Below are 22285 nucleotides of genomic sequence, written 5' to 3' on the forward strand. Positions count from 1 at the left end.
TACCTAATGACCAGGGAGGCGAAGGGTTCAGGCGCGGAAGGCGAAACTGTGTTCCTCAAGCAGCGGCAGGATGGGGTCGCCATCCAGAACGTGCGCCGCGAACGGACGGCGCGCCAGCAGGTCGCCGTAGACGTCGAGGTAGCGCCGGGCCATGGCCGTGGCCGAGAAGCGCAGGTCGAACCGCGCGCGGATCGCCTCGCGGTCCAGTTCGTGCGCCTTTGCAGCGGCGGCGACCGCCTGCTCCATGGTGTCGACCAGGAACCCGGTGGCCCCGTCCTCGATGATCTCGGGCGTCGAGCCGCAGCGGAAGGCCACGACCGGCGTGCCGCAGGCCAGGGCCTCGATCATCACCAGACCGAAGGGCTCGGGCCAGTCGATAGGGAAGAGCAGGGCCTCGGCCCCGCCGAGGAAGGCCGACTTCTGATGGTCGCCGATCTCGCCGACGAACTCGATCATCGGACTTGCCTCAACGAGCGGCTTGATGACCGTCTCCCAATAGGTCTTGTCCGCGGCATCGACCTTGGCCGCGATCTTCAGCGGCTTGCCCAGGCACGTGGCGATCTCGATGGCGCGGTCGGGGCGCTTCTCGGGCGAGATGCGGCCCAGGAAGGCCAGATAGCCCTGCGATGTGGGGGAGAAGCGATAGAGGTCGCCGGGCATCCCGTGCTGCACCGTGGCCTTCCAGTTGGCGTGCGGCAGGGGGCGGCGCTGATCGTCCGAGATGGAGACCAGACCGAACTCGGGCCAGCGCTCATAAACCTCGGGCAGATCCTTCAGGTCCAGCCGTCCGTGCAGGGTGGTGATGGTCTTGTCCGCCAGATCCCGGAAGAAGGGGAAATGCAGGATGTCGGTGTGGAAATGGATGACGTCGAACGTGTCGGCGCGGTCCAGAACGGCGGCCAGAAGGGTCATGTGCGCGGCCAGGTCGGACTTCAGCGGCTCGGGGTCCAGTCGGATCGCCTGATCGCGCACCGGGATCAGGCGCGCCCGTGTCTCGGCCTCGGCGCTGGCGAACAGGGTGACGTCGTGACCCAGTTCGACCAGGGCGTCCGTCAAGTGGGCGACCACCCTTTCCGTGCCCCCGTAGAGGCGCGGCGGCACAGCCTCATAGAGGGGCGTGACCTGAGCAATCTTCATGATCGGACTCCTGCGCCCCCGATGGCGCACTGCAGTCCTCAACACGGGTCGATGAACGGGGGTTCCAGCTTGGCCGCAACGATAGTCGTCAGCGGCGCGCTGGCTCTTTCCTCCCCATTTTATGGGGAGGGGGACCGCGACCCGAAGGGGGGCGCGTAGCTGCCAAGTGGTGGAGGGGCCGACACAGCGGGCAAATGTCGAGACGCCCCCTCCGTCACGTCCGCAATGCGGCCGCGCCACCTCCCCATGAAATGGGGAGGAAAGCGTTCAGCCCTACTGCATCCCGGCGCGGATCTCGGCGCGCAGGGCGTCGATGGGGCGCAGGCCCGTGTCGGTCTTGAACCGCCAGTAGGTCCAGCCGTTGCAGGCCGGGGCGTTTTCCAGCAGGGCGCCCAGCTTGTGGATCGACCCGCTCATGGAGCCGGACACAAGCGAGCCGTCGGCGCGCACGCGGGCCTCATGGTCGCCCTTGGGGCAATACAGCTTGTCGCCGGGGGCCAGCAGGCCGGCTTCGACCAGGGCGCCGAACGGCACCTTGACCTCGGCCTTCTTGGAGCCGGTGACGACCAGGTCCTCGGGCGCGGCGGGGATGACGGCCTTGATGCGCTTCTCGGCCACCTTGGCGTAGCCTTCGTCGCGTTCGATGCCGATGAAACGGCGGCCCAGGCGCTTGGCCGCGGCGCCCGTGGTGCCGGTGCCGAAGAAGGGGTCCAGGATCACGTCGCCGACGCGGCTGGCCGACAGGATGACCCGGTGCAGCAGGGCCTCGGGCTTCTGGGTCGGGTGGGCCTTGTCGCCGTTCTCGTCCTTCAGGCGCTCATTGCCCGTGCACAGGGCCAGGGTCCAGTCCGAGCGCATCTGGGTGTCTTCGTTGAAGGCCTTCAGCGCGTCATAGTTGAAGGTGTAGCGCTTCTGTTCTCGCGACTTGGCGGCCCAGATCAGGGTCTCGTGCGCATTGGTGAATCGCGTGCCCTTGAAGTTCGGCATGGGGTTGGACTTGCGCCAGATGATGTCGTTCAGCACCCAGAAGCCCAGGTCCTGCATCGCCGAACCCAGGCGGAAGATGTTGTGATAGCTGCCGATGACCCAGAGCGAGCCCTCGTCCTTCAGCACCCGGCGGCATTCGGTCAGCCAGGCGCGGGTGAAGGCGTCATAGGCGGCGAAGCTGTCGAACTTGTCCCAGTCGTCATCGACCGCATCGACCTTGGAATTGTCCGGACGCAGCAGGTCGCCGCCCAGCTGCAGGTTATAGGGCGGGTCGGCGAAGACCATGTCCACCGACTTGTCCGGCAGGCCCTTCAGCACCTCGATGCAGTCGCCACGCAGGATGACGTCGGTCTTCAACTCGGACATGGAATAAGCGGCCCCGGACAGATGAGACGCTTATGGTGAATCCTTACGGTTAAGGCGGAGTAACCAAACTTAAGATCCCGACTGATCGATAGAATCCTTCTCCCCTTGCGGGAGAAGGTGGCAGGCGAAGCCTGACGGATGAAGGGGTCTCGCTACGGCGGATGAAGGCGGACGGTCGCAGCCCGGCGTTACCCCTCATTCGACCTCACCCTGCTCTGCCGCCTTCTCCTGCAAGGGGAGAAGGCAAAGATGGTGCAAATCGCATCCCGTCTGAGCTATGAGGCGGGGATGATCGCACGCCTCCGTCCCGTTCCGTTCGCCCTTGGGCCTGTCCACTTCGTCGGTATCGGCGGCATCGGCATGAGCGGCATCGCCGAGATCATGCTGAAGATCGGCTATCAGGTGTCCGGCTCGGACGCCAAGGCCAGCGCCAACACCGAGCGGCTGGAGCGTCTGGGCGCCCGCATCTACATCGGCCATGACGCCGCGCACGTGACCGAGGGCGTCTCGGCGGTGGTCTATTCCACGGCGGTCAAGGCGGCGAACCCGGAACTGGTCGTCGCCCGCGAGCGCCGCATCCCCCTGGTCCGCCGGGCGGAGATGCTGGCCGAACTGATGCGGCTGCAATTCTCGATCGGCGTCGGCGGCACCCACGGCAAGACCACGACGACCTCGATGGTCGCGGCCTTGCTGGACGCGGCGGGCATGGACCCCACCGTGGTCAACGGCGGCATCATCAACGCCTACGGCACCAACGCCAAGGTGGGCGAGGGCGACTGGATCGTGGTCGAGGCCGACGAGAGCGACGGCAGCTTTCTGCGCCTGAAATGCACCGTGGCCATCATTACCAATATCGACCCTGAACATCTGGACCACTACGGCGACTTCGACGCGGTCAAGAAGGCCTTCTGCGACTTCATCGAAGACATTCCCTTCTACGGCTTCGGCGTGGTCTGCCTGGACCACCCGGAAGTGCAGAAGCTGGCGGCTCAGATCGACAACCGCCGCCTCGTCACCTACGGCCTGAACCCCCAGGCCATGGTCCGCGCCGAGAACGTGCAGATGTCGCCCGACGGCGCCCGTTTCGACGTGGTGGTGCAGGGCCAGGGTCTGGCCGCCCTGGACGAGCCGATCCGCATCGAGGGCCTCTATCTGCCCATGGCCGGCTGGCACAATGTCTCCAACTCCCTGGCCGCCATCGCTGTGGCGCGCGAACTGGGCGTGGACGACGACGCCCTGCGCGCCGGTCTGGCCGGCTTCGGCGGGGTCAAGCGCCGCTTCACCACCACGGGCGTCGTCGGCGGCGTGCGCGTCATCGACGACTACGGCCACCACCCGGTCGAGATCGCTGCCGTCCTCAAGGCCGCGCGTCAGGTGGTCCAGTCGGCGGATAATCCCGGCCGCGTCATCGCCGTGGTCCAGCCGCACCGCTACACCCGCCTGCGCGACCTGATGGAGGAGTTCTCGACCTGCTTCTCGGACGCTGACGTCGTCCTGGTCGCCGACGTCTATCCGGCGGGCGAACAGCCGATCGAGGGCGTGGACAAGCACGCCCTGGCCGACGGCATCCGTCGCTACGGCCACCGCAACGTCGCCGCCCTGGAAAACGCCGCCGTCCTGCCGCGCGTCATCAAGGACGAAGCCAAGCCGGGCGATCTGGTCGTCCTGCTGGGCGCCGGCGACATCACCAGCTGGGCCTATGCCCTGCCGGCGCAGCTGGAGGCCCTCGCCTGAAGCTTTCCACCATCCGCTCATCCCCGCGGAGGCGGGGACCCAGTGCTTTGGCCTCCAGCCGCGACGCTCAGGGTCTTGCGCGGAAATGCCCAACCGGGCATCGCAGTAGCTCTTACTGGGTCCCCGCCTCCGCGGGGATGAGCGGAAATAACGATGTCCTGGCGCGATAACCTCCCCACCGTGCGCGGCAAGCTGCTGCTGAACGAACCGCTGGGGCCCTACACCTGGTTCCGCGTCGGCGGGGCGGCGGACGCCCTGTTCATTCCGGCGGACGCGGACGATCTGGCCGACTTCCTCAAGGCCCTGCCCGAAAGCGTCCCCGTCACCATCATCGGCGTCGGCTCCAACCTGATCGTCCGCGACGGCGGGGTCGAGGGCGTGGTGATCCGTCTGGCCGGCCGCGCCTTCGCCGCCATCACGACCGAAGGCGAGACCATCACTGTCGGCGCGGGCGCGCTGGATTCCATGGTGGCCAAGGCCTCGGCCAAGGCGGGCATCGCCGGGCTGGAGTTCTACGCCGGCATTCCCGGCACCATCGGCGGCGCCCTGACCATGAACGCGGGCTGCTACGGCGCGGAAACCAAGGATGTTCTGGTCTCGGCCTGGGGCCTGACGCGTCAAGGCGAGCGGATCGAGCTGACGCTGGCCGACTTCGGCTACACCTACCGCCACTCCAACGCCCCGGCCGACATCATCTGGATGGAGGCGACCTATCGCGGCACACCCGACGCGCCCGAGGCCGTCGCCGCCCGCATTCACGAGATCACCAGCCGCCGCGAGACGACCCAGCCGATCCGTGAAAAGACCGGCGGCTCGACCTTCAAGAACCCCGAAGGCCATTCCTCGTGGAAGCTGGTCGACGAGGCGGGCTGGCGCGGCAAGCTGCGCGCCGAAACCGGCGGCGGCGCCAAGTTCAGCGAACTGCACGCCAACTTCATGATCAACCCGGGCGAAGCCACCGCCGCCGACATCGAAGCCCTGGGTGAAGCCGTCCGCGCCGACGTCCTGGCCAAGACCGGCGTCCAGCTGGACTGGGAAATCAAGCGCATCGGCCGCCCCTAACCCTCTCCCGGCGGGAGAGGGCTTGAGCGCACGAGAGCGAAGGGATCGTTCTTGCGCGAAAGGGTGAGGGGCTAAGGGTTCAGTCGGCGTCCGCCGTCGCGTCGCGGCTTGCGCCGACGGTTGGCGAGAACCCTCACCCTTTCGCCTTACCAATCGCTGGCGCTCTCGGAGGCTCAAGCCCTCTCCCATCGGGAGAGGGGCTCTACCGCAGGAAGGCGCTGAAATTCCCCCTCCCGCCCCGCTATCGTTTCCAACCGGTTAACCGTATTCAGGGCATAGGGGCGGGCTAGTAGTCGGATCGTCCCATGCGCGCGCCCCTGAACACTCTTCACGTCGCTGTCCTGATGGGCGGCCTGTCGTCGGAACGCGAGGTCTCGCTGTCCTCCGGTCGCGGCTGCGCCGACGCCCTGGAGGGGCAGGTCGCCAAGGTCACGCGTGTCGACGCCGGTCGCGATCTGGCCCAGGTTCTGACCGCCCTGAAACCCGATGTCGTCTTCAACGCCCTGCACGGCGAATGGGGCGAGGACGGCTGCGTCCAGGGCATTCTCGAGACCCTGCGCATTCCCTACACCCACTCCGGCGTCCTGGCCTCGGCTCTGGCGATGGACAAGGATAAGTCCAAGGCCGTGCTGCGCGCGGCGGGCGTCGTCGTCCCCGGCGGCGGTCTGTTTGACCGCAAGGCGGTGGCGGCGGACCACGTCATCCCGCCCCCCTATGTCATCAAGCCCAACGCCGAGGGCTCCTCGGTCGGCGTCTATGTCATCCAGCCCGGCGACGCGCCCTGCGCCATCGTCGGCGACGACAGCTGGACCTATGGCGACCTGGTCATGGTCGAGCCCTTCATCGCGGGCAAGGAGCTGGCCGTCACCGTCCTGGGCGAAGCCGCTGGCCCGCGCGCCCTGACCGTCACCGACATCACTCCGACCAAGGGCTTCTACGACTACGAGGCCAAATACGCGCCGGGCGGCTCCAAGCATGTCCTGCCCGCCGAACTGCCCGCCCACGTCTTTGACAAGGCTTTACGTCAGTCCGAGCTGGCCCACACGGCCATGGGCTGTCGCGGCGTGTCCCGATCCGACTTCCGTTATGACGATGTTAACGACGTTCTCGTTCTTCTGGAGGTCAACACCCAGCCCGGCATGACGCCGACCTCGCTCAGTCCAGAGCAGGCGGCCTATGTCGGGATGGCGTATCGTGATCTGGTTCGGTGGATGGTGGAGGACGCCTCATGCCCGCGGTAGTGCGTGGCGGTCGGCGACAGGGTTCGACAAAGGGCAAGGGGCAGGGGTCCCGCAAGGTGCCGGCCACGCCGGGCAAGGTCGCCGCCATCGGTCGGCTGGACCTGTCGCCGCGCGCCGTCTTGATCTCTATTGTGGCGGGCGTCGTGGTGCTGGGCGGGGTCCTGGCCACCGGCGCGCGGGCCGAGCGCATCTCCAACTCGGTCTCCAACAAGTTCGACAGCGTCACCTCGGGCATGGGCCTGAAGGTCAGGCAGGTCCACGTCACCGGCGCCTCGCCCGAGGCCCGCGCCGCCATCCAGCAGGCCGTCGGCGTCCGCGCCGATCAGCCCATCGTCAGTCTGGACCTCAACGCCGTGCGCGACCGGGTCCAGGCCGTGGGCTGGGTCAAGGAGGCGCGCGTGGTGCGCCTGCTGCCCGACACCCTGATCGTCGACGTCAAGGAACACGACCGCCTGGCCGTCTGGCAGACCGGCGGCCACGCCTATGTCATCGACAGCCGGGGCCAGGTCATTCAGGGCGCCGACGCCGGTCGCTATCCCAAGCTGCCGCTGGTGGTCGGCAAGGGCGCCGATCAGACCGCGTCTGAAATCCTGCCGCTTCTGGCCCAGCGCCCGCGCCTGATGGCGCGCATCGAGGCCCTGGTCCGGGTGGACGAGCGCCGCTGGGACCTGCGCCTCAAGGACGGCAGTCTGATCCAACTGCCCGCCGTCGATCAGGACAGCGCCCTGATCCGTCTCGACGCGCTGGACCAGCGCGAACGCCTTCTCGACCTGGGCTTCGCCCGGGTCGATCTCCGCACGCCCGAGGAGGTCGCCGTCCGGCCCTCCGAAGGCGCCGTCTGAACCGAATATCCAGGACACGATCATCATGGCCGGACGCAGCCGAGACACGAACACGGATCAAGCCAAGGGCGCCCCGCGCGCTCCGGCCGTGGCCGCGCTCGACCTGGGTCAGTCAAAGGTCGCCTGCTTCATCATGAAGCCCGAGGGCGTGCGCCACGCCGACCGCACCATCCGCGTCGCGGGCGCCAGTCACGTCCAGTCGCGCGGCGTGCGCGGCGGGGCCATCGTCAACATGGACGAGGCCGCTCAGGCCATCGGCCACGCGGTCGAGCGCGCCGAGCGCGCCGCCGGTTCGCCCGTCTCCGGCGTCATCGTCACCACGGCCATCGGCCAGATGGCCAGCCACCGGGTCCAGGCCCGCGTCTCCCTGGGCGCCCATCCGATCAGCGACGGCGACCTGGCCCGCGCCATCGGCATGGCCCTGGCCCAGATCCGTCTGCCCAACCGCCGCCCGATCCACGTCCTGCCCATCGCCTGGTCGGTGGACGGGGCGCGCGGCGTGCATGACCCGCGCTCGATGCGCGGCGGCTCGCTGGGTCTCGACCTGCTGGTCGTCTCCATGTCCGAAGGTTCGTTCGGCGCCCTCAGCCACTGCCTCGAACTGGCCCACCTGGACCTGCAAGGCGTCGCCGCCGCCCCCGTCGTCTCCTCGCTCGCCGCGCTGGAAGAGGATGAGATGGAGTTGGGCAGCGTCTGCATCGACATGGGCGGCGGCTCGACCTCGGCGGCGGTTTGGGGCGGACGGTCCTTGCTCCACATCGAAAGCCTGAACGTCGGCGGCGATCACGTCACCGCCGACATCGCGCGCGGCCTGTCGACCTCCAAGGTCGGCGCCGAGCGCCTGAAGACCCTGCACGGCTCGGCCATGGCCAGCGCCAACGAGGACCGTGAGATGCTGGAGGCCCCGCCGCGCGGCGAGGACCCGTCCGCCGGCCCCGTCATCGTCCCGCGCGCCATGCTCAAGACCGTCATCGCCCCGCGCGTCGAGGAAACCCTCGAACTGCTGCGCGACCGGCTGAAGCACGCCGGCGTCGGCATGGACCCGGGCGCGGGCATCGTCCTGACCGGCGGCGCCAGCCAGCTGAACGGCGTGCGTGAACTGGCCGTGCGCGTCTTCGACCGCCCGGTCCGCCTGGGCAAGCCGCAACGCGCGCCCCACCTGGCCGACGCCGCCTCCGGCCCCGCCTTCTGCTCGGCCTCCGGCGTCCTGCTGCGCGCCGCCTACGGCCCGCGCGAGGCCGTCTCGGCCCGCAAGCTGATGTCCCGTCAGATCACCGCCGCCGACGCCCCCAAGGTCCACCGCGGCGGCATGGTCGCCCGCGCCGCCGGCTGGCTACGCGACAATCTGTAAGACGTCTGCCGGGAGGCACGTATTGTGCCGTGGCGGCCTTGATAGGCGGACAGGCCAGCCTGTGCGTGGCGACCTTGAAAGCGTGCTTGGCGTCTGCATCCAGAGCGCATGCTTAGTGTGACAGATGATCCAAGTTTAATTGGCGCGCTCTTAGAAAACATATTCAATCATAGTTCGCCTAACTGCGATTTTCTATTTTCGCACCTAGAGGCAACGCGCTAGCTTCAAGTATATCAATGGTATCGAATCTTTTCGTTCATCGAACGTGGGTTATTGTTGCTGGGCTACATTGTGTCAAAGCTGCTACATATTGTCGTTTAACGGGCGGATTTTCGCCAAGATGCTGGATTTCTTCGTTCTTCCGACTAGGGAACGGGGTGAGGTGCTCAGAGCGCCCAAGGCGGACACCGCCGAGTATGTTTAGTTGGGAAGTTAGTATGAATTTGAAGCGTAGCCATCTGTTCGGGACCACGGTCCTGGCTGGCGTTATCGCCACCTCGGCTCCGACCTTTGCTCAGACCGCACCGGCGGCTCAGAACGAAGAAGCCACCATGGTCGAGGAGATCGTCGTCACGGGTTCGCGTATCCGTCGCGACCCGACGACCGCCCCGACCCCCCTGATCCAAGTGAGCCGTGAAGCGCTGCTCACCACGGGCCAGAATACGGTCATCGACTACCTGGCCACGGTTCCGGCCCTGATGAACTCGCAGGTTCCGTCGGATACGACGGGCTCGCTGAATGCTGGCGGCCTGTCGCTTCCCAACCTGCGTTCGCTGGGTTCGGGTCGTACGCTGACCCTGGTCGACGGTCGTCGTCATGTCGGTTCGCCGCAAGGCACCCTGGCTGTCGACGTCGACACCATTCCGCGTCTTCTGATCGAAAGCGTCGAGATCGTCACTGGCGGTGCGTCGTCGGTCTACGGCGCCGACGCCGTCTCGGGTGTTCTGAACTTCAAGCTGCGCAAAGATTTTGACGGCCTGGAAGTCGACACCCGCTGGGGTCAATTGAACGACGGTGGCCAAGACTCGCAACGCCTTTCGGTCCTGGGCGGCAAGAACCTCCTTGACGGTCGCCTGAACGTCTACGCCTTCGCTGAATACGAGCGCCTGGACGAAGTTCTGGCGTCGGACATCGATTGGCTGGGAGACGCCTGGGGCTTGGTGGGGCGTGATGCCGACCCGGTGTCGCAGCCGTACGACGGCGTAACGGACTCGGTTCTTTATCGTGATCGCCGCAGCATGCAGATGCGCAAGTGGGGTCAGGTCACCCTGGCGAACAACTACCAGCCGAGCGAATTGAACAACCCGCTGACGATCCCGGTTGCAAACTGCGCCACGACCACGATTACGACGTCATCGTGCTTCGGCGTCATGCCAGGCAAGACCTACATTTTCGAGGGAGGCTCCGCACGTCTGGCGGACTTCGGTCAGATCATCAGCGGAACCGGCACCAACAAGGCCATCAGCATTGGCGGCGACGGCGAAAACCCGAACACGACGTTTAACGTCGACTCGACCCTGCCGCAGTCTGAAAGCTCGCGTTTCCAAGTCGGAGCGAACTTCAAGGTCACGCCGAACATCAATCTGTACGTCGAAGCTAAATACGTTCAAGAACGTACCCATTTAGCTACAGGTAATTCTTTCGGCGACATCTATATTTCGGATACGTATAACCCGAACAACTCGATGGCGGTTCTTAGCACGTCGGCCTATACGACGCGCACCGACAACGCCTTCCTGCCCGCAAACTTGGCTGCTGCTATCCGCGACAACATGGCCGTGACCTACGGTCCGGCGTCGGCGAATTCGCCGGGCGCCGTTACGGGTACTGTCGCTGCTCCGTTCGCCCGCTACAGCGCTTGGCTACTTGACCGCTCTCAAACCAACGACAAGCAAATGCAACGCTACGTCATCGGTCTGAACGGCGATGCCGGTGACTTCGGCTTCATCAAGAACATCGACTGGGATCTGGGCTACACCTACGGTCGCGTTGACAACAAGAACGTTGAACGTGGTCTGGACATCGAGCGCTTCTCGTACGCGATGGACGCTGTTCGCAACGCGCAGGGCCAGATCGTCTGCCGCGTACAAGACCTAACCTCGCGTATCGACCCGAATACGGGCCTGCCTTACGAAGTTGCGAGCCGCAACCCGAAGGTTCCGGGCGTGCTGACGGCAAACTCGCAAATCGTTAAGGATTGTAAGCCGCTGAACGTGTTCGGCGCCGGCAATCAGAGCGCAGAAGCGATCGACTACGTCCGCGCACAGCTGTCGATCAAGCAACTGAACGAACAGCACGACGTCTTGGGTAGCGTTTCGGGTCAGCTGTGGGACTTCTGGGGAGCAGGCAGCATCGGCGTCGCGCTCGGCGCCGAATATCGTCGCGAGTATACTGAAGGTCTGGGTCGCAGCTCCTCGCTCGGCACAACCTACGCCCAGCTGAACGGCGGCGGCGACTTCCTGCCGGCCTCTTACGAAACCAAGGAGGGTTTCGCGGAAATCTCCATTCCGCTGATTCGCGACTCCGTCCTGGGTGAGTATGCCGAACTGAGCGGTTCTTACCGCTACAGCGACTTCTCGACCTTCGGCGGTAGCGAAGTGTACGGCGTGAACCTGGTTTATCGCCCGATCCGCGACATCGCATTCAAGACCAGCTTCAACACCTCGGTCCGTGCTCCGACCCTGTCGGAAACCAATGCGCCCCTGTCGCAGACCTTCCTGCAATTCACCGATCCCTGCGCCACTCAGAATATTCAGAACCTCGGCGATCGTACGAAGGCTGCAAACCGTATCAAGAACTGCGCCGCCTTGGCGGCTCAATACGGCCTTAAGTTCGACTTCTCCGATCCGACCGCGACCGACGCCTACAAGCCGGTCTACGCGTCTAGCGTTCCGGGCAATAACGGCGGAAACCCCTTCCTGAAGCCTGAGGAGTCGGAATCCTTCACCTTCTCGACCGTTCTGCAGCCGCGTTTCATCCCGAACTTCTCTCTGGTGCTCGACTACTATGAAATCCGGATTGATAACGTCATTGCAGCCGTTACGGCTCAGGTTGCAGCTAACAACTGCGTCGACGGCCCGGGCCTGAACGCAAGCGCCTGCGCCACTCTGACGCGTTCGAAGGTCGACAACCCCGTCACGCCCGCTGACGACAAGTTCCTGCTGGTCGACTTCATTCAGTCCTCGATCAACTATGCGAAGCGTAACGTTCGCGGCCTCGACTTCACTACGAACTATCGTTTCGACACTGAAGAAATGTTGGGTCGTAACTGGGGTCGTTTCAGCCACACGCTGAATGGCTCGTGGTTGATTGAGCAGAAAAACTTCAACAACATCGACAACCCGGCGGATTATACGGAGTTGTCGAGCACGCTTTACTACCCGCGTGTGCGTATGACTTCGACCCTTGCCTGGCAGACCCCGCACGAACCTCTGCGCGTGACGTGGACGGCTGACTGGCAAACGGCCCAGGATATCGTCCAGATGCGCGACTTCGTGAACAATGCCGACCAGCGCGAAGCCCGGTACGCCAACACTGAGAACTTCGTGCGGAACGACCTGTCGGCCCGCTATCAGGTTCGCGACAATCTGGCGGTCACGGCCACGGTCCAGAACGTCTTCGATGCTGAACAGGCTCGTTGGCTGGGCGCCGCCGTCTACTCGAACTTCGACCCCTTCGGTCGTCGCTACTCGATCAGCCTGAACTACCGTCCCTGGTAAGTTTGGTCTGATCATCCAGTGAAAAGGGCGGCTCGCAAGGGCCGCCCTTTTTGCTTTCCGGATCAGGGGTTGGAAAAATGAAGAAAATCTGCGGCCAAGCTAGGGGAGCGGGCTTTGAAATCCGCCGACTCATAGTACCGGGGTAACACTCCGTTAACGCAAAAGGGGTTTTCCTTAACGCGCTCATAACCAATGCGATTCGGCGGGGATTTCGCACTGGGGTTAACGGGCAGGGTCGGAAAGTTCGGAACAACAATCATGTCTCTCTCGCTGGTGAAGCCGCAACACACGGAACTGAAGCCCCGGATCGTCGTCTTCGGCGTCGGCGGCGCGGGCGGGAACGCCGTGAACAATATGATCGACGCCGGCCTTGAAGGGGTCGAGTTCGTCGTCGCCAACACCGACGCTCAGCACCTGAGCTTCGCCAAGACCGACCGTCGCATCCAGCTGGGCGAGACCATCACCCAGGGCCTCGGCGCCGGCGCCCACCCCGAAGTCGGCATGAACGCCGCTGAGGAAAGCGCTGACGAAATCCACGCGCACCTGGACGGCGCGCACATGGTCTTCATCACCTGCGGCATGGGCGGCGGCACCGGCACCGGCGCGGCCCCCGTCATCGCCAAGTGCGCCCGTGACCGCGGCATCCTGACCGTCGGCGTCGTCACCAAGCCCTTCACCTTCGAAGGCCGTCACCGCATGCGTCTGGCGGACTCCGGCGTCGCCGAGCTGCAACGCTACGTCGACACCCTGATCGTCATTCCGAACCAGAACCTGTTCCGCGTCGCCAACGAGCGCACCACCTTCGCCGACGCCTTCGGCATGGCCGACCAGGTGCTGCACTCGGGCGTCCGTTCGATCACCGACCTGATGATCCTGCCGGGCCTGATCAACCTCGACTTCGCCGACGTCCGCGCCGTCATGTCCGAAATGGGCAAGGCGATGATGGGCACGGGCGAAGCCACGGGCGACGACCGCGCCCTGCTGGCGGCTCAGAACGCCATCGCCAACCCGCTGCTGGATGAAACCAGCCTCAAGGGCGCCAAAGCCGTTCTGGTGAACATCACCGGCGGTCTGGACATGACTCTGCTGGAAGTGGACGAGGCCGCCAACGCCATCGCCGCCGAAGTGGACGGCGACGCCAACATCATCTTCGGCGCCGCCTTCGACCCTGCTCTGGACGGCAAGATCCGCGTCTCGGTCGTCGCCACCGGCATGGATGAAGCCGTGATCCAGAAGATCGAGCCCCAGGGTTCGGCCTTCTCGGACCGCCGCCCCAATACAACGATGGCCCCGCGCCAGCCCGAAGTCCGCATCGACCCGGTTCGCGAAACGGCCCGCGCGCCCGAGCCGGCCCCGGTCTATGAGGCCCCGGCCGCCCGCACCGCGCCCGAGCCGCGCCCTGAGCCGGTAATCCACGACGCGCCCCGCAATCTGGAGCCCATCGTCGATCCCTGGGTCGAGGAATACGAATCCGGCGCCGTCCGCGCTCAGCCGGCGGCCGCTTCGGCCGAGCAGGGCGACCTCTACTTCGACCGCGGCCAGCAACAGCAGCCGCAAGCCCGTCCGGCCCCGCGCCGCGAGGAGCCGGTCGCTGAAGAAGAATACTATGACGACCGCGATCACCGCCGCAGCGGCTGGAGCCTGTTCGGCAAGAAGCGCCAGCAGCCGCAACAGCAGCAGCCGTCCTACGCGCCGCAGCCGTCGTCGAACCGCACGACCCAGCAACTGCGTCAGTCCCAGTCGGCTCAGCCGACCCAGGAGTATCAGGCCGGTCACGCTGAAGACGACGACCTGGAAATCCCGTCCTTTCTTCGCCGCCTCGCGAACTGATCGGACCAAACGCTGATCGAAACGCCCCGGAGCCAGGCTCCGGGGCGTTTTGCTTTGTGGCGCTGCACGGTCGGCTGTCGCCAGACCGAAACATTTCGAAACCCATCTTTCATTTCGCGCTTGAGCCGTCGTGGTTAAACGACAGGCGAGGCGAACTCCGCACCCGTTGCGCGGAGCCGCGCAACACAGAGAGCTTCCCCTTGTCGGTCCGTAACGACCATCACGAACAGACCATCGTCGCCCCGGCCATCTGCGCCGGCGTCGGCGTTCACACCGGCCAGCGCGTCAAGCTGGTCGTGCGTCCGGCCGCGTCCGGCACGGGCATCACCTTCGTGCGCACCGACATCACCGACCGCGACAACCGCATCCCCGTCTCGGGCGAGGCCGTCGTCGACGCCCGTTTGAACACCATGATCGAGAACGCGGCGGGCGTGCGCCTGTCGACTATCGAGCACCTGATGGCCGCCCTGTGTGCGCTGGGCGTCTCCAACGCCGTGATCGAGGTGGACGGCCCCGAGCTGCCGATCCTGGACGGTTCGGCGCTTCAGTTCGTGCAGCTTCTGGACCGCGCCGGTTTCCGCCGTCAGGAAGCCCCGGTTCGCTACATCGAAATCCTCAAGCCGGTTCGGGTGGAGGAGGGCGACAAGTCCGCCGTCCTTCTGCCCTGCGACCGCTACGAGATGCGTTTCGAGATCGACTTCCCCACGCCGGTCATCGGCAATCAGGTGGTGGACTTCGTCGTGGACGAGGCGACCTTCCGTTCGGACATCATGGCCGCCCGCACCTTCGGCTTCGCCCACGAGGTCGAGGCTCTGCGTCAGGCCGGTCTGGCGCGCGGCGGCAGCCTCGAAAACGCCGTGGTCATAGACGGCGACGAGATCCTGAATCCCGGCGGCCTGCGCATGGAACGCGAGTTCGTGCGTCACAAGGCCCTGGACGCCATCGGCGACCTCTACGTCCTCGGCGCCCCCCTGCTGGGCCGCTACGAAGGCGTCAAGGCCGGCCACGCCCTGAACAATAAACTGGTCCGCGCCCTGCTGGCCCAGCCCGACGCCTGGCGCGAAACCACCCGCGTCTTCGACATGGCGATGGCGGGCTAATCACGCTTTCCTCCCCATTTCATGGGGAGGTGGCGCGGCGCGTTAGCGACGTGACGGAGGGGGCGTCTCGACGTCAGCCCTCTGTGTCGCCCCCTCCACCGCTACGCGGTCCCCCTCCCCATTTCATGGGGAGGAATGATCAGGTGAGGGCGATCGCGCTCACCAACCGCCCGAAATCCGGCTCTCTCGTCAGAAACGCCCGCCGGTTCGAGTAGAACCGCACCGTGTCCGCGCGAGTGTCGTCGCCGGTCCAGGCAGCGTCGCCGACGCCAGCCTGCTCCAGCCGCCACAGGACAAAGCCGGGCAGGTCGAACAGGCGTTTGTCCTCGGCGGCGCCGGGGGCGAAGAAACGTTCGCTGCCGGGGTCGTGGTGGGCGAACCGCGCCTGATAGTCGGCGCCGACCTCATAGCTGGCCTGGGCGATGCAAGGGCCGACCACGGCGACCATGCGCTCGGGCCGCGCGCCCAGGGCCTCCATGGCCGCCACCGTCGAGTGGATGATCCCGCCCAGCGCCCCCTTCCAGCCCGCGTGGGCCGCGCCGACCACCCCAGCCTCGGCGTCGGCGAACAGGACCGGCGCGCAGTCTGCGGTCAGGACGGAGGCGATGGGGCCGCGCACGGCGCTGACGACGGCGTCGCCCTCCGGCCGCTCGCCAGCCCAGCCGCTCTCGGCCACGCGGGCCACGGCGGAGTGGATCTGATAGCAGCCGCACAGGTCGTCCAGTCCCCCGCCCATCCATTCGGCGACGCGGCGGCGGTTCTCGGCCACCAGTGCCGGATCGTCCTTGGACCCGACGCCGGCGTTCAGCCCGGAGTAGATGCCTTCAGAAACGCCGCCCTCACGTGTGAAGAAGCCGTGGCGCACCCCGGCCTTGTCGAGCAGGGGGTGGGTGATGGGGTTCAGGCTCATGCGGCCTCCAGCGACGAACGGGCGGCGGCGACGGCGGCTTCCACGGCCTTGCGCGCCTGGGGGCTGTTCTTCCAGCAGGTCGAGCCGACGCTGGCGGCGGCGCCGGCGCAGACGACGGCGGGATCGGCCTGGGCCAGGCGTTCAAAGCCGCCCAGGCCCTGTTCCTCCAGCCGCTCGACCACCTTGGGCCCCACGCCCTTTACGGACAGAAGAATGGCCCGTTCCTGCTCGGAAAAACGCATCGTACACTCCCTGCGGACACAGGCCGCAGTCCTCAGAAACCCGGCAGGGCCAGCGAACGGGGCGAGAAGATCGCCGCCGCCTTGAACAGTTCGCCCATCTGGTCCGGCGCGGTCAGGCGGTCCAACTGGCGCTGGATAGCCGGGGCGGCGTCGGGGCGGGCCTGCATCAACTTCTGGGCGCGGGCTTCGATCCCCAGGGCCTTGAGGAAGGCGCCCTGGCTGACGCAGCCGGTAACGTCGGCGCCGCTGCGCACGGCGGCCTCCAGCACCAGCGGATAATCAGCCCACTGCGTCAGGTCGGCCTCTCCCGGCGTCGACAGCGGATCGACCTTCTGGTGCCGTCGCAGACCCTGCAAGGTGTCGCCTGCGCCCGGCTTGGCGCGGCCATAGTCTATCAGCAGGGCAGCGCCCGAGGCCGCCTTGACCAGCGCGGCCAGGTCGCGCGCAAAGGCCGCCTGCTGTTCCGAAATCTCGACCACCTGGCCCGGCTCGACCTCGTACTCGGGGCGCTCGAAGCCGCCGGAGATGGCGACCAGGCCGAAGGTCAGTTCGTTGTCGTCGGTGACGCCGACGCGCCGCTCGGCCCAGCCGCCCTCGGTCTTCATGAACTGGCGCGCGGGCATGCAGTCCAGCACCTCGTTGCCGATCAGGATGACGGGGGCGTCGGTCTCGATCTGGTGCAGGGCGCTGAGCCAGCGCGGGTGAACGTCGGCGTCGGCCAGCCGCCGCGCCTGTTCGGCCCGCAGCGGCGCGCTGGGCTCGATCAGGATCAGGTCCACGGCCTCAAGGAATCCGGGGACCAGCCGCGCCGCCCGCAGCACGTCGGACATCAAGGTCCCGTCGCCCGGCCCGACCTCGACCAGCCGCACCCGCTCCGGCGCGCCCAGACGGCTCCAGACCTCGATGGCCCACAGACCGATCAGTTCGCCGAACATCTGGCTGACCAGGGGCGCGGTGATGAAGTCGCCCCCTTCGCCCAGCGCGGGCCGGGTCGAGTAATAGCCGCCCTTTGGGTCGTGAAGGCAGCGGGTGACATAGTCCGCCACCGTCATCGGCCCAGTCAGCACGATCTCGCGGACCAGCCGGTCCTTGAGCGTCTCCGCCATGATGCCTTACGCCTCCGCCACGACCGGCTTCTTCAGCGCCCGCCAGATCAGCCAGGCGCCGACCAGCATCATCGGGATCGACAGGATCATGCCCATGGTCAGGCCCAGCGGCAGGTGCTCCAGGCCGGCGTCCGGCTGACGCACGTTCTCCAGCGCGGCGCGGCAGACGCCGTAGCCCAGTAGGAACAGGCCGGTGACGAAGCCCGGACGCTTCAGCATCTTCCACTTCCAGATGGCCAGCGACAGGATGATCAGCAGCAACAGGCCCTCAAGCCCGGCTTCATACAGTTGGCTGGGGTGGCGCGGTTCATTGCCGGCGGGGCAGAAGCCGTACATCTGTTCAATGCGGGCGTTGCAGAAGCGGATGGCCCAGGGCGCCGTCGTCTCGCGGCCCCACAGCTCGCCGTTGATGAAGTTGGCGATGCGCCCGAACAGCAGGCCGATGGGTGCGACCGGGGCGATCAGGTCGCCGAGGCTCAGCGGATTGATCTTCTGGCGGTTGGCGTAGAGGGCGATGGCGACGACGACGCCCAGGAAACCGCCGTGGAAGCTCATGCCGCCGGTCCATAGCTGCAGCAGCTCCAGCCGCTCGCCCCAGCTGTCGCCCGTGAACAACTGAGCGAACATCGCCGGCTTGTAGAAGAGAGCGTAGCCGAAACGCCCGCCCAGGATGACGCCGAGCGTGATCCACAGCACCAGGTCGTCCAGCTGCGGTCCCGTCACCGGCGGCTTGCCGGGCGACCACAGCCGCTCCGTCTTGGCCAGGCGCGAGGCGTACCACCAGCCCAGCACGATCCCGGCGACATAGGCCAGGGCGTACCAGCGGATGGGCAAGGGGCCGAGATGGATCAGAACAGGGTCGAATTCGGGGAAGGGCACAGGGCCTCCGTCAGCGCCGTTTGGGACCGAAAATCTCTAGCAAGTGAGACTGCATTCGTCGCGCGCTTTTCCAGCGAAGCAGTTTATAGCCGGTTCGGACGGAAAGGTTTCGTTCACCCAATTTAAGACGCCATTAACCATATACTGGTGCGGCAGAGACGCGAGATTTCATCATGCAGACGCGCAATCCGATCCTCGACGAGTTCGCCAAGCTGACCACCGGCGCGATGGGCCTGGCCCAGGCCGCGGGCGACGAGGCCAAGGCCGCCTGGCGCGCCCAGACCGACCGCTTCGTCGCCGAGATGGATCTGGTCCGCCGCGACGAGTTCGACGTGCTGAAAGACGAGATCGCCGCCCTGCGCGCCGAGATCGCTGAGCTTAAGGCTCAGAAATCGCCCGCGAAAAAAGCGTCGAGCGGAACGTCCACAGCTGCGGCGCCTGACGCCCATACAGCCGGTTGAGCCGAATCTCCGAACACGTTTACCGTTCGTTTGCAGGTCGTGAGTCGCGACCCCTGAGTAAGAATGTGAATCCCTGATGGATGCAGCCCGACCCGAAGAGGTCGACGTTCCCTACGACCCCCTGGATGTCGTGGAGCATGTCCTCAACGCGGAGAACCTGCCGTTCGACCGCACGGACGACGGCGACCTCGCCTTCGCGCTGGCCGGCGACTGGAAGGACTATGAGCTGTGGTTCGCCTGGCGTCCCGAGGGCGACTGCCTTCAGCTGTGCTGCGCCCTGGATCTGCGGGTCATGAAGACGCGCCGCGCAGCCGCATATGAACTGGTGGCGATGATCAATCAGCGCACCTGGCTGGGGCATTTCGAGGTCTGGCCGGACGAGGGCGAGATCGTCTTCCGTCATTCGCTGGCCCTGCCGCACAGCGAACGTCCGACCCTGGCCCAGGCCGCCTCCATGATCGACGCCGCCATCGAGGCCGCCGACCGCTACTACCCCGCCTTCGACTTCATGGTGCGCGGGTCCAAGAAGCCGCAGGAGGCGATCGACGCCTGCCTGTTCGAAACCGTCGGCACCGCCTGACATGGTCAAAGGCGGGAAGATGGGGCCTGTTGTCCTGCAAGGCGTAGGGCGGCTGGGCTCGGCCATCCTCGAAGGCTGGCTGAAGACCGGCGCCGTCGATCCCGCCGACCTCATCATCCTGACCCCGTCCGAAAAGCCCGCCGCCGAGACGGCACGGGCCCTGGGCGCGCGGATCAATCCGCCGCTGGAAACCCTGAAGGACGCCCGCGCCTTCGTCATCGGCGTCAAGCCAGCCAAGTGGTTCGAGGCCTCGCGCCCGGTCCTGCCTCATCTTGCTCCCGACGCCGTGATCGTCTCGGTCATGGCCGGGGTGAGGGGGCAGACGATTGCCGATGGCTTCGACGGTCGTTCCGTCGTCCGCATCATGCCGACGACCGGCGTGGCCCAGGCTCAGGGCGTGGCGACCATCTGGGCCGCCGACGCCGCCGCCCGCGCCGTGGGCGAGGCCCTGTTCGCCCCCATCTCCGAGACCGTCCATTTGGACGACGAAGCCGCCATGCACGCTGCGACCGCCGTGTCCGGCTGTGGCCCCGCCTACTTCTTCGCCTTCACCCGCGCCCTGGCCCAGGCCGGGGTCGAGGAGGGCCTGTCGCCCGACGCCGCCGTGCGGCTGGCGCGCGCCACCCTGCGTTCCGCCGCGGCGGGCATGGAGGGAACCGAGGCGCTGGACGCCCTGATCGACCGCGTGGCCTCGCCCGGCGGCGTGACCCAGGCCGGTCTTGTGGCCCTGAACGCAGACGGCGCCCTCGACCGGGCGGTCGAGAGCGCCGTTCAGGCGGCTGTGGCCAAGTCGACCGAGCTTAGCGGCTGATCCTTAGCGGACGACGTAGCGCCCTTCAGCCAGGTTGCGCGCCAGCCGGTTGAACGCAGTGCCAGCGTCCTGCCAGGTGCTGTAGCCGCGCACGTCGGCCAGGTTGTTGGAATAGCGTTCATACTTCACCGGCTGAACCTCGCCCGAAGCGGTCGTGATCGTGCCCTCGATAGCGGCGCCGCCGATCGAGATGCTGCGCATCATGTCGAGCCCAGGCTTGTCGGTGGCCTGCTGTATGGTCGGGCGGTTGGGCTTCAAGTCGGTGATGACCAGCTCGATCCGGGCGCCGTCCAGAGCCTGTTGCTCGTTCAGGACGCGTTCGACGGTGCGGGCCAGGTCATCGGCCTGCTGCTGGACCTCACGCTCGCCCAGTTCAGCAGCGGTCTTGGCGAAGTCGGGGCTGACCGTGACGACGACGGCTGACGGTTGAGCGGCCACAGCGCCGGCCAGGGCCATAGCGGCGGTGAGCGGTGCAAGGAATGCGAAACGACGCATGATAGGTCTCCTGATCCAGGCCCCCCTGGAACAGTGGCAAGATGGGCCTGATTTTACAGTCACGCTAGAGGCCGCGACGATTTATCCCGGCAGGCGGATCGAGGCCTTCAGGCCGCCCAGGTCGCTGCGGCTCAGGGTGATGTCGCCGCCGTGACCGCGCGCCACGTCGCGGGCGATGGCCAGGCCCAGACCCACGCCCTTGCTGTTCTGATTGCGCGAGGCGTCCAGCCGGGAAAAGGGCCGGAAGGCTTCTTCGTGCATGTCCTCGGGAATGCCCGGCCCGTCGTCCTCGACGGCGATCTCCAGCCCGCCGGAGGGCAGGGGGCGGGCCGACAGGCGCACATGCTCGCCGTGGACGGCGGCGTTGCCCGCCAGATTGTTCAGGGCGCGGCGGAAGGCGAGGGGGCGCAACTGGGTGTCCAGTTCATCGGGCGTCTCGACCGTGACCTCGGCGCCGGCGCGGCGGGCGTCCTCGGCGGCGCGGCGCAGCATCTCGGGCACAGAGACGGCCTGGATCGCTTCACCGGCCTCGCCGCGCGCAAAGGCCAAGTATTCGTCGATCATGTGCTCCATCTCGTCCAGATCGCCCTTCATCGCCTCGGCCCGCTTGAAGGGCGGGGCCAAGGCCAGTTCGAGTCGCAGACGAGTCAGGGGCGTGCGCAGGTCGTGGCTGACCGAGGCCAGCAGGGCCGTGCGCTGCTCGATATGGCGCTGGATGCGGGCGCGCATATCCAGGAAGGCGCTGGCGGCGGCCCGCACCTCGCGCGCGCCGTGGGGCTTGAAGCGCGGCACGGTCTCGCCCCGGCCAAAGGCCTCGGCGGCGTCGGCCAGACGCTCGATGGCCCGCACCTGATTGCGGATGAACAGCACCGCCACCCCCAGCAGCAGCACCGTTGCCACCGTCAGCCACAGGACGAAGATGTGGGCCTGGGTCGCCACGGCCCGTTCGCGCGGGGCGATGACGCGCAGCACCCCGCCTGGTTCCTGCACCCGGATGTCGACATAGGCGGGATAGCGGGTGGTGTCGTACCAGAAGGGCTGATCCAGCCGGGAGGCCAGAGCCTTCTCCAGGGTCCGGTCGACGACGCCCAAAGCCCCGCGCCGCTGTTCCTTGGGCAGGACGGCGCCTTCCTGAAACGCGATGGACAGCTGCATCGACCGTTCGGCCCGGTCGGCGATGACGGTCAGGTTCTGCGGCGTCGGCTGGTCGCGATAGCTCTCGGCGGCCCAGGCCACGTCCCCGGCCAGGCCCTCGGACAGGCGCGCGGTCACGGCCTGCCAGTGGGCGTCGAAGAAGGCCCAGGTCACGGCCCCCTGCATGATCAGGACCGGCAGGACGATGATCAGCAGCGACCGCCCCCACAGCGAGGAGGGCAGGCGGCGCTTGATCATCCGCGCCCAGACGTTGAAGGGCAGCAGCCTCATCGGCGGA

19 protein-coding genes are annotated in these 22285 nt (G+C 66.5%); 11 read left to right on the top strand and 8 right to left on the bottom strand.

Annotation, left to right across the window (positions count from 1 at the left end; all coding sequences use genetic code 11):
* Nucleotides 1-27 precede the first annotated feature (27 nt).
* Complete coding sequence (locus tag HX774_RS02800; protein WP_178824030.1) at nucleotides 28-1137, bottom strand: glycosyltransferase family 4 protein; 1110 nt, start codon at nucleotides 1135-1137, stop codon at nucleotides 28-30.
* Between the two features lie 273 nt (nucleotides 1138-1410).
* Entirely contained in the window at nucleotides 1411-2490 is a 1080-nt protein-coding gene (locus HX774_RS02805; protein ID WP_114816168.1) for a site-specific DNA-methyltransferase, read from the bottom strand.
* 288 nt (nucleotides 2491-2778) lie between these two features.
* Between HX774_RS02805 and murC the strand changes: the two genes are divergently transcribed.
* The 8 genes from murC to lpxC all read left to right on the top strand — a co-directional run bounded on the left by murC (nucleotide 2779) and on the right by lpxC (nucleotide 15369).
* Nucleotides 2779-4224, top strand: coding sequence for a UDP-N-acetylmuramate--L-alanine ligase (murC, locus tag HX774_RS02810; protein WP_178824032.1), 1446 nt, complete (start codon nucleotides 2779-2781; stop codon nucleotides 4222-4224).
* Between the two features lie 153 nt (nucleotides 4225-4377).
* Nucleotides 4378-5286: a UDP-N-acetylmuramate dehydrogenase gene (murB, locus tag HX774_RS02815; protein WP_178824034.1), complete on the top strand. Its 909-nt coding sequence runs from the start codon at nucleotides 4378-4380 to the stop codon at nucleotides 5284-5286.
* A gap of 305 nt (nucleotides 5287-5591) precedes the next feature.
* The gene (locus tag HX774_RS02820; RefSeq protein ID WP_178824036.1) at nucleotides 5592-6527 is read left to right on the top strand and encodes a D-alanine--D-alanine ligase; all 936 of its coding nucleotides are present in this window, start codon (nucleotides 5592-5594) and stop codon (nucleotides 6525-6527) included.
* On the top strand, nucleotides 6515-7369 hold the full coding sequence (locus HX774_RS02825; protein ID WP_178824038.1) for a cell division protein FtsQ/DivIB: 855 nt from the start codon (nucleotides 6515-6517) through the stop codon (nucleotides 7367-7369). Before HX774_RS02820 ends, HX774_RS02825 begins: the two co-directional genes overlap by 13 nt.
* 25 nt (nucleotides 7370-7394) lie before the next feature.
* The gene (gene ftsA / locus HX774_RS02830; RefSeq protein WP_105563928.1) at nucleotides 7395-8720 is read left to right on the top strand and encodes a cell division protein FtsA; all 1326 of its coding nucleotides are present in this window, start codon (nucleotides 7395-7397) and stop codon (nucleotides 8718-8720) included.
* Between the two features lie 437 nt (nucleotides 8721-9157).
* Entirely contained in the window at nucleotides 9158-12439 is a 3282-nt protein-coding gene (locus HX774_RS02835) for a TonB-dependent receptor domain-containing protein (protein WP_178824040.1), read from the top strand.
* A gap of 258 nt (nucleotides 12440-12697) precedes the next feature.
* The gene (ftsZ, locus tag HX774_RS02840) at nucleotides 12698-14269 is read left to right on the top strand and encodes a cell division protein FtsZ (protein ID WP_178824042.1); all 1572 of its coding nucleotides are present in this window, start codon (nucleotides 12698-12700) and stop codon (nucleotides 14267-14269) included.
* Nucleotides 14270-14469: 200 nt separating this feature from the next.
* The gene (lpxC, locus tag HX774_RS02845; RefSeq protein ID WP_114816174.1) at nucleotides 14470-15369 is read left to right on the top strand and encodes a UDP-3-O-acyl-N-acetylglucosamine deacetylase; all 900 of its coding nucleotides are present in this window, start codon (nucleotides 14470-14472) and stop codon (nucleotides 15367-15369) included.
* A 139-nt stretch (nucleotides 15370-15508) separates the two neighbouring features.
* Here the strand turns inward: lpxC and HX774_RS02850 are convergent, their stop codons facing one another.
* Genes HX774_RS02850 through lgt form a run of 4 tightly spaced genes read right to left on the bottom strand, consistent with a single transcriptional unit; the run spans nucleotide 15509 to nucleotide 18506 of the window.
* Nucleotides 15509-16279: a polyphenol oxidase family protein gene (locus HX774_RS02850; protein ID WP_178824044.1), complete on the bottom strand. Its 771-nt coding sequence runs from the start codon at nucleotides 16277-16279 to the stop codon at nucleotides 15509-15511.
* The gene (locus tag HX774_RS02855) at nucleotides 16276-16521 is read right to left on the bottom strand and encodes a helix-hairpin-helix domain-containing protein (RefSeq protein ID WP_114816176.1); all 246 of its coding nucleotides are present in this window, start codon (nucleotides 16519-16521) and stop codon (nucleotides 16276-16278) included. Before HX774_RS02855 ends, HX774_RS02850 begins: the two co-directional genes overlap by 4 nt.
* Nucleotides 16522-16553: 32 nt before the next feature.
* Nucleotides 16554-17627, bottom strand: coding sequence for a class I SAM-dependent methyltransferase (locus HX774_RS02860; RefSeq protein WP_178824046.1), 1074 nt, complete (start codon nucleotides 17625-17627; stop codon nucleotides 16554-16556).
* A gap of 6 nt (nucleotides 17628-17633) precedes the next feature.
* A complete protein-coding gene (gene lgt / locus HX774_RS02865; RefSeq protein ID WP_178824048.1) occupies nucleotides 17634-18506 on the bottom strand; it encodes a prolipoprotein diacylglyceryl transferase in 873 nt (290 codons plus the stop codon).
* Between the two features lie 173 nt (nucleotides 18507-18679).
* On the opposite strand from lgt, the gene HX774_RS02870 reads away from it, so the two are divergent.
* From HX774_RS02870 to HX774_RS02880, 3 genes are all read left to right on the top strand, one after another.
* Nucleotides 18680-18967 carry an accessory factor UbiK family protein gene (locus tag HX774_RS02870; RefSeq protein ID WP_178824050.1) on the top strand — a complete coding sequence of 96 codons (288 nt, stop codon included), beginning with the start codon at nucleotides 18680-18682 and terminating at the stop codon, nucleotides 18965-18967.
* 76 nt (nucleotides 18968-19043) lie between these two features.
* Nucleotides 19044-19547, top strand: coding sequence for a YbjN domain-containing protein (locus tag HX774_RS02875; protein WP_114816180.1), 504 nt, complete (start codon nucleotides 19044-19046; stop codon nucleotides 19545-19547).
* 19 nt (nucleotides 19548-19566) lie between these two features.
* The gene (locus HX774_RS02880) at nucleotides 19567-20358 is read left to right on the top strand and encodes a pyrroline-5-carboxylate reductase (RefSeq protein ID WP_178824052.1); all 792 of its coding nucleotides are present in this window, start codon (nucleotides 19567-19569) and stop codon (nucleotides 20356-20358) included.
* A 3-nt stretch (nucleotides 20359-20361) separates the two neighbouring features.
* Here HX774_RS02880 and HX774_RS02885 read toward each other — a convergent pair whose 3' ends face one another.
* Complete coding sequence (locus HX774_RS02885) at nucleotides 20362-20853, bottom strand: hypothetical protein (RefSeq protein ID WP_178824054.1); 492 nt, start codon at nucleotides 20851-20853, stop codon at nucleotides 20362-20364.
* An 81-nt stretch (nucleotides 20854-20934) separates the two neighbouring features.
* On the bottom strand, nucleotides 20935-22278 hold the full coding sequence (locus HX774_RS02890) for an ATP-binding protein (protein ID WP_178824056.1): 1344 nt from the start codon (nucleotides 22276-22278) through the stop codon (nucleotides 20935-20937).
* Nucleotides 22279-22285: the final 7 nt, after the last annotated feature.

Source organism: Brevundimonas sp. P7753 (assembly GCF_013386595.1).
Taxonomy (GTDB): domain Bacteria; phylum Pseudomonadota; class Alphaproteobacteria; order Caulobacterales; family Caulobacteraceae; genus Brevundimonas; species Brevundimonas bullata.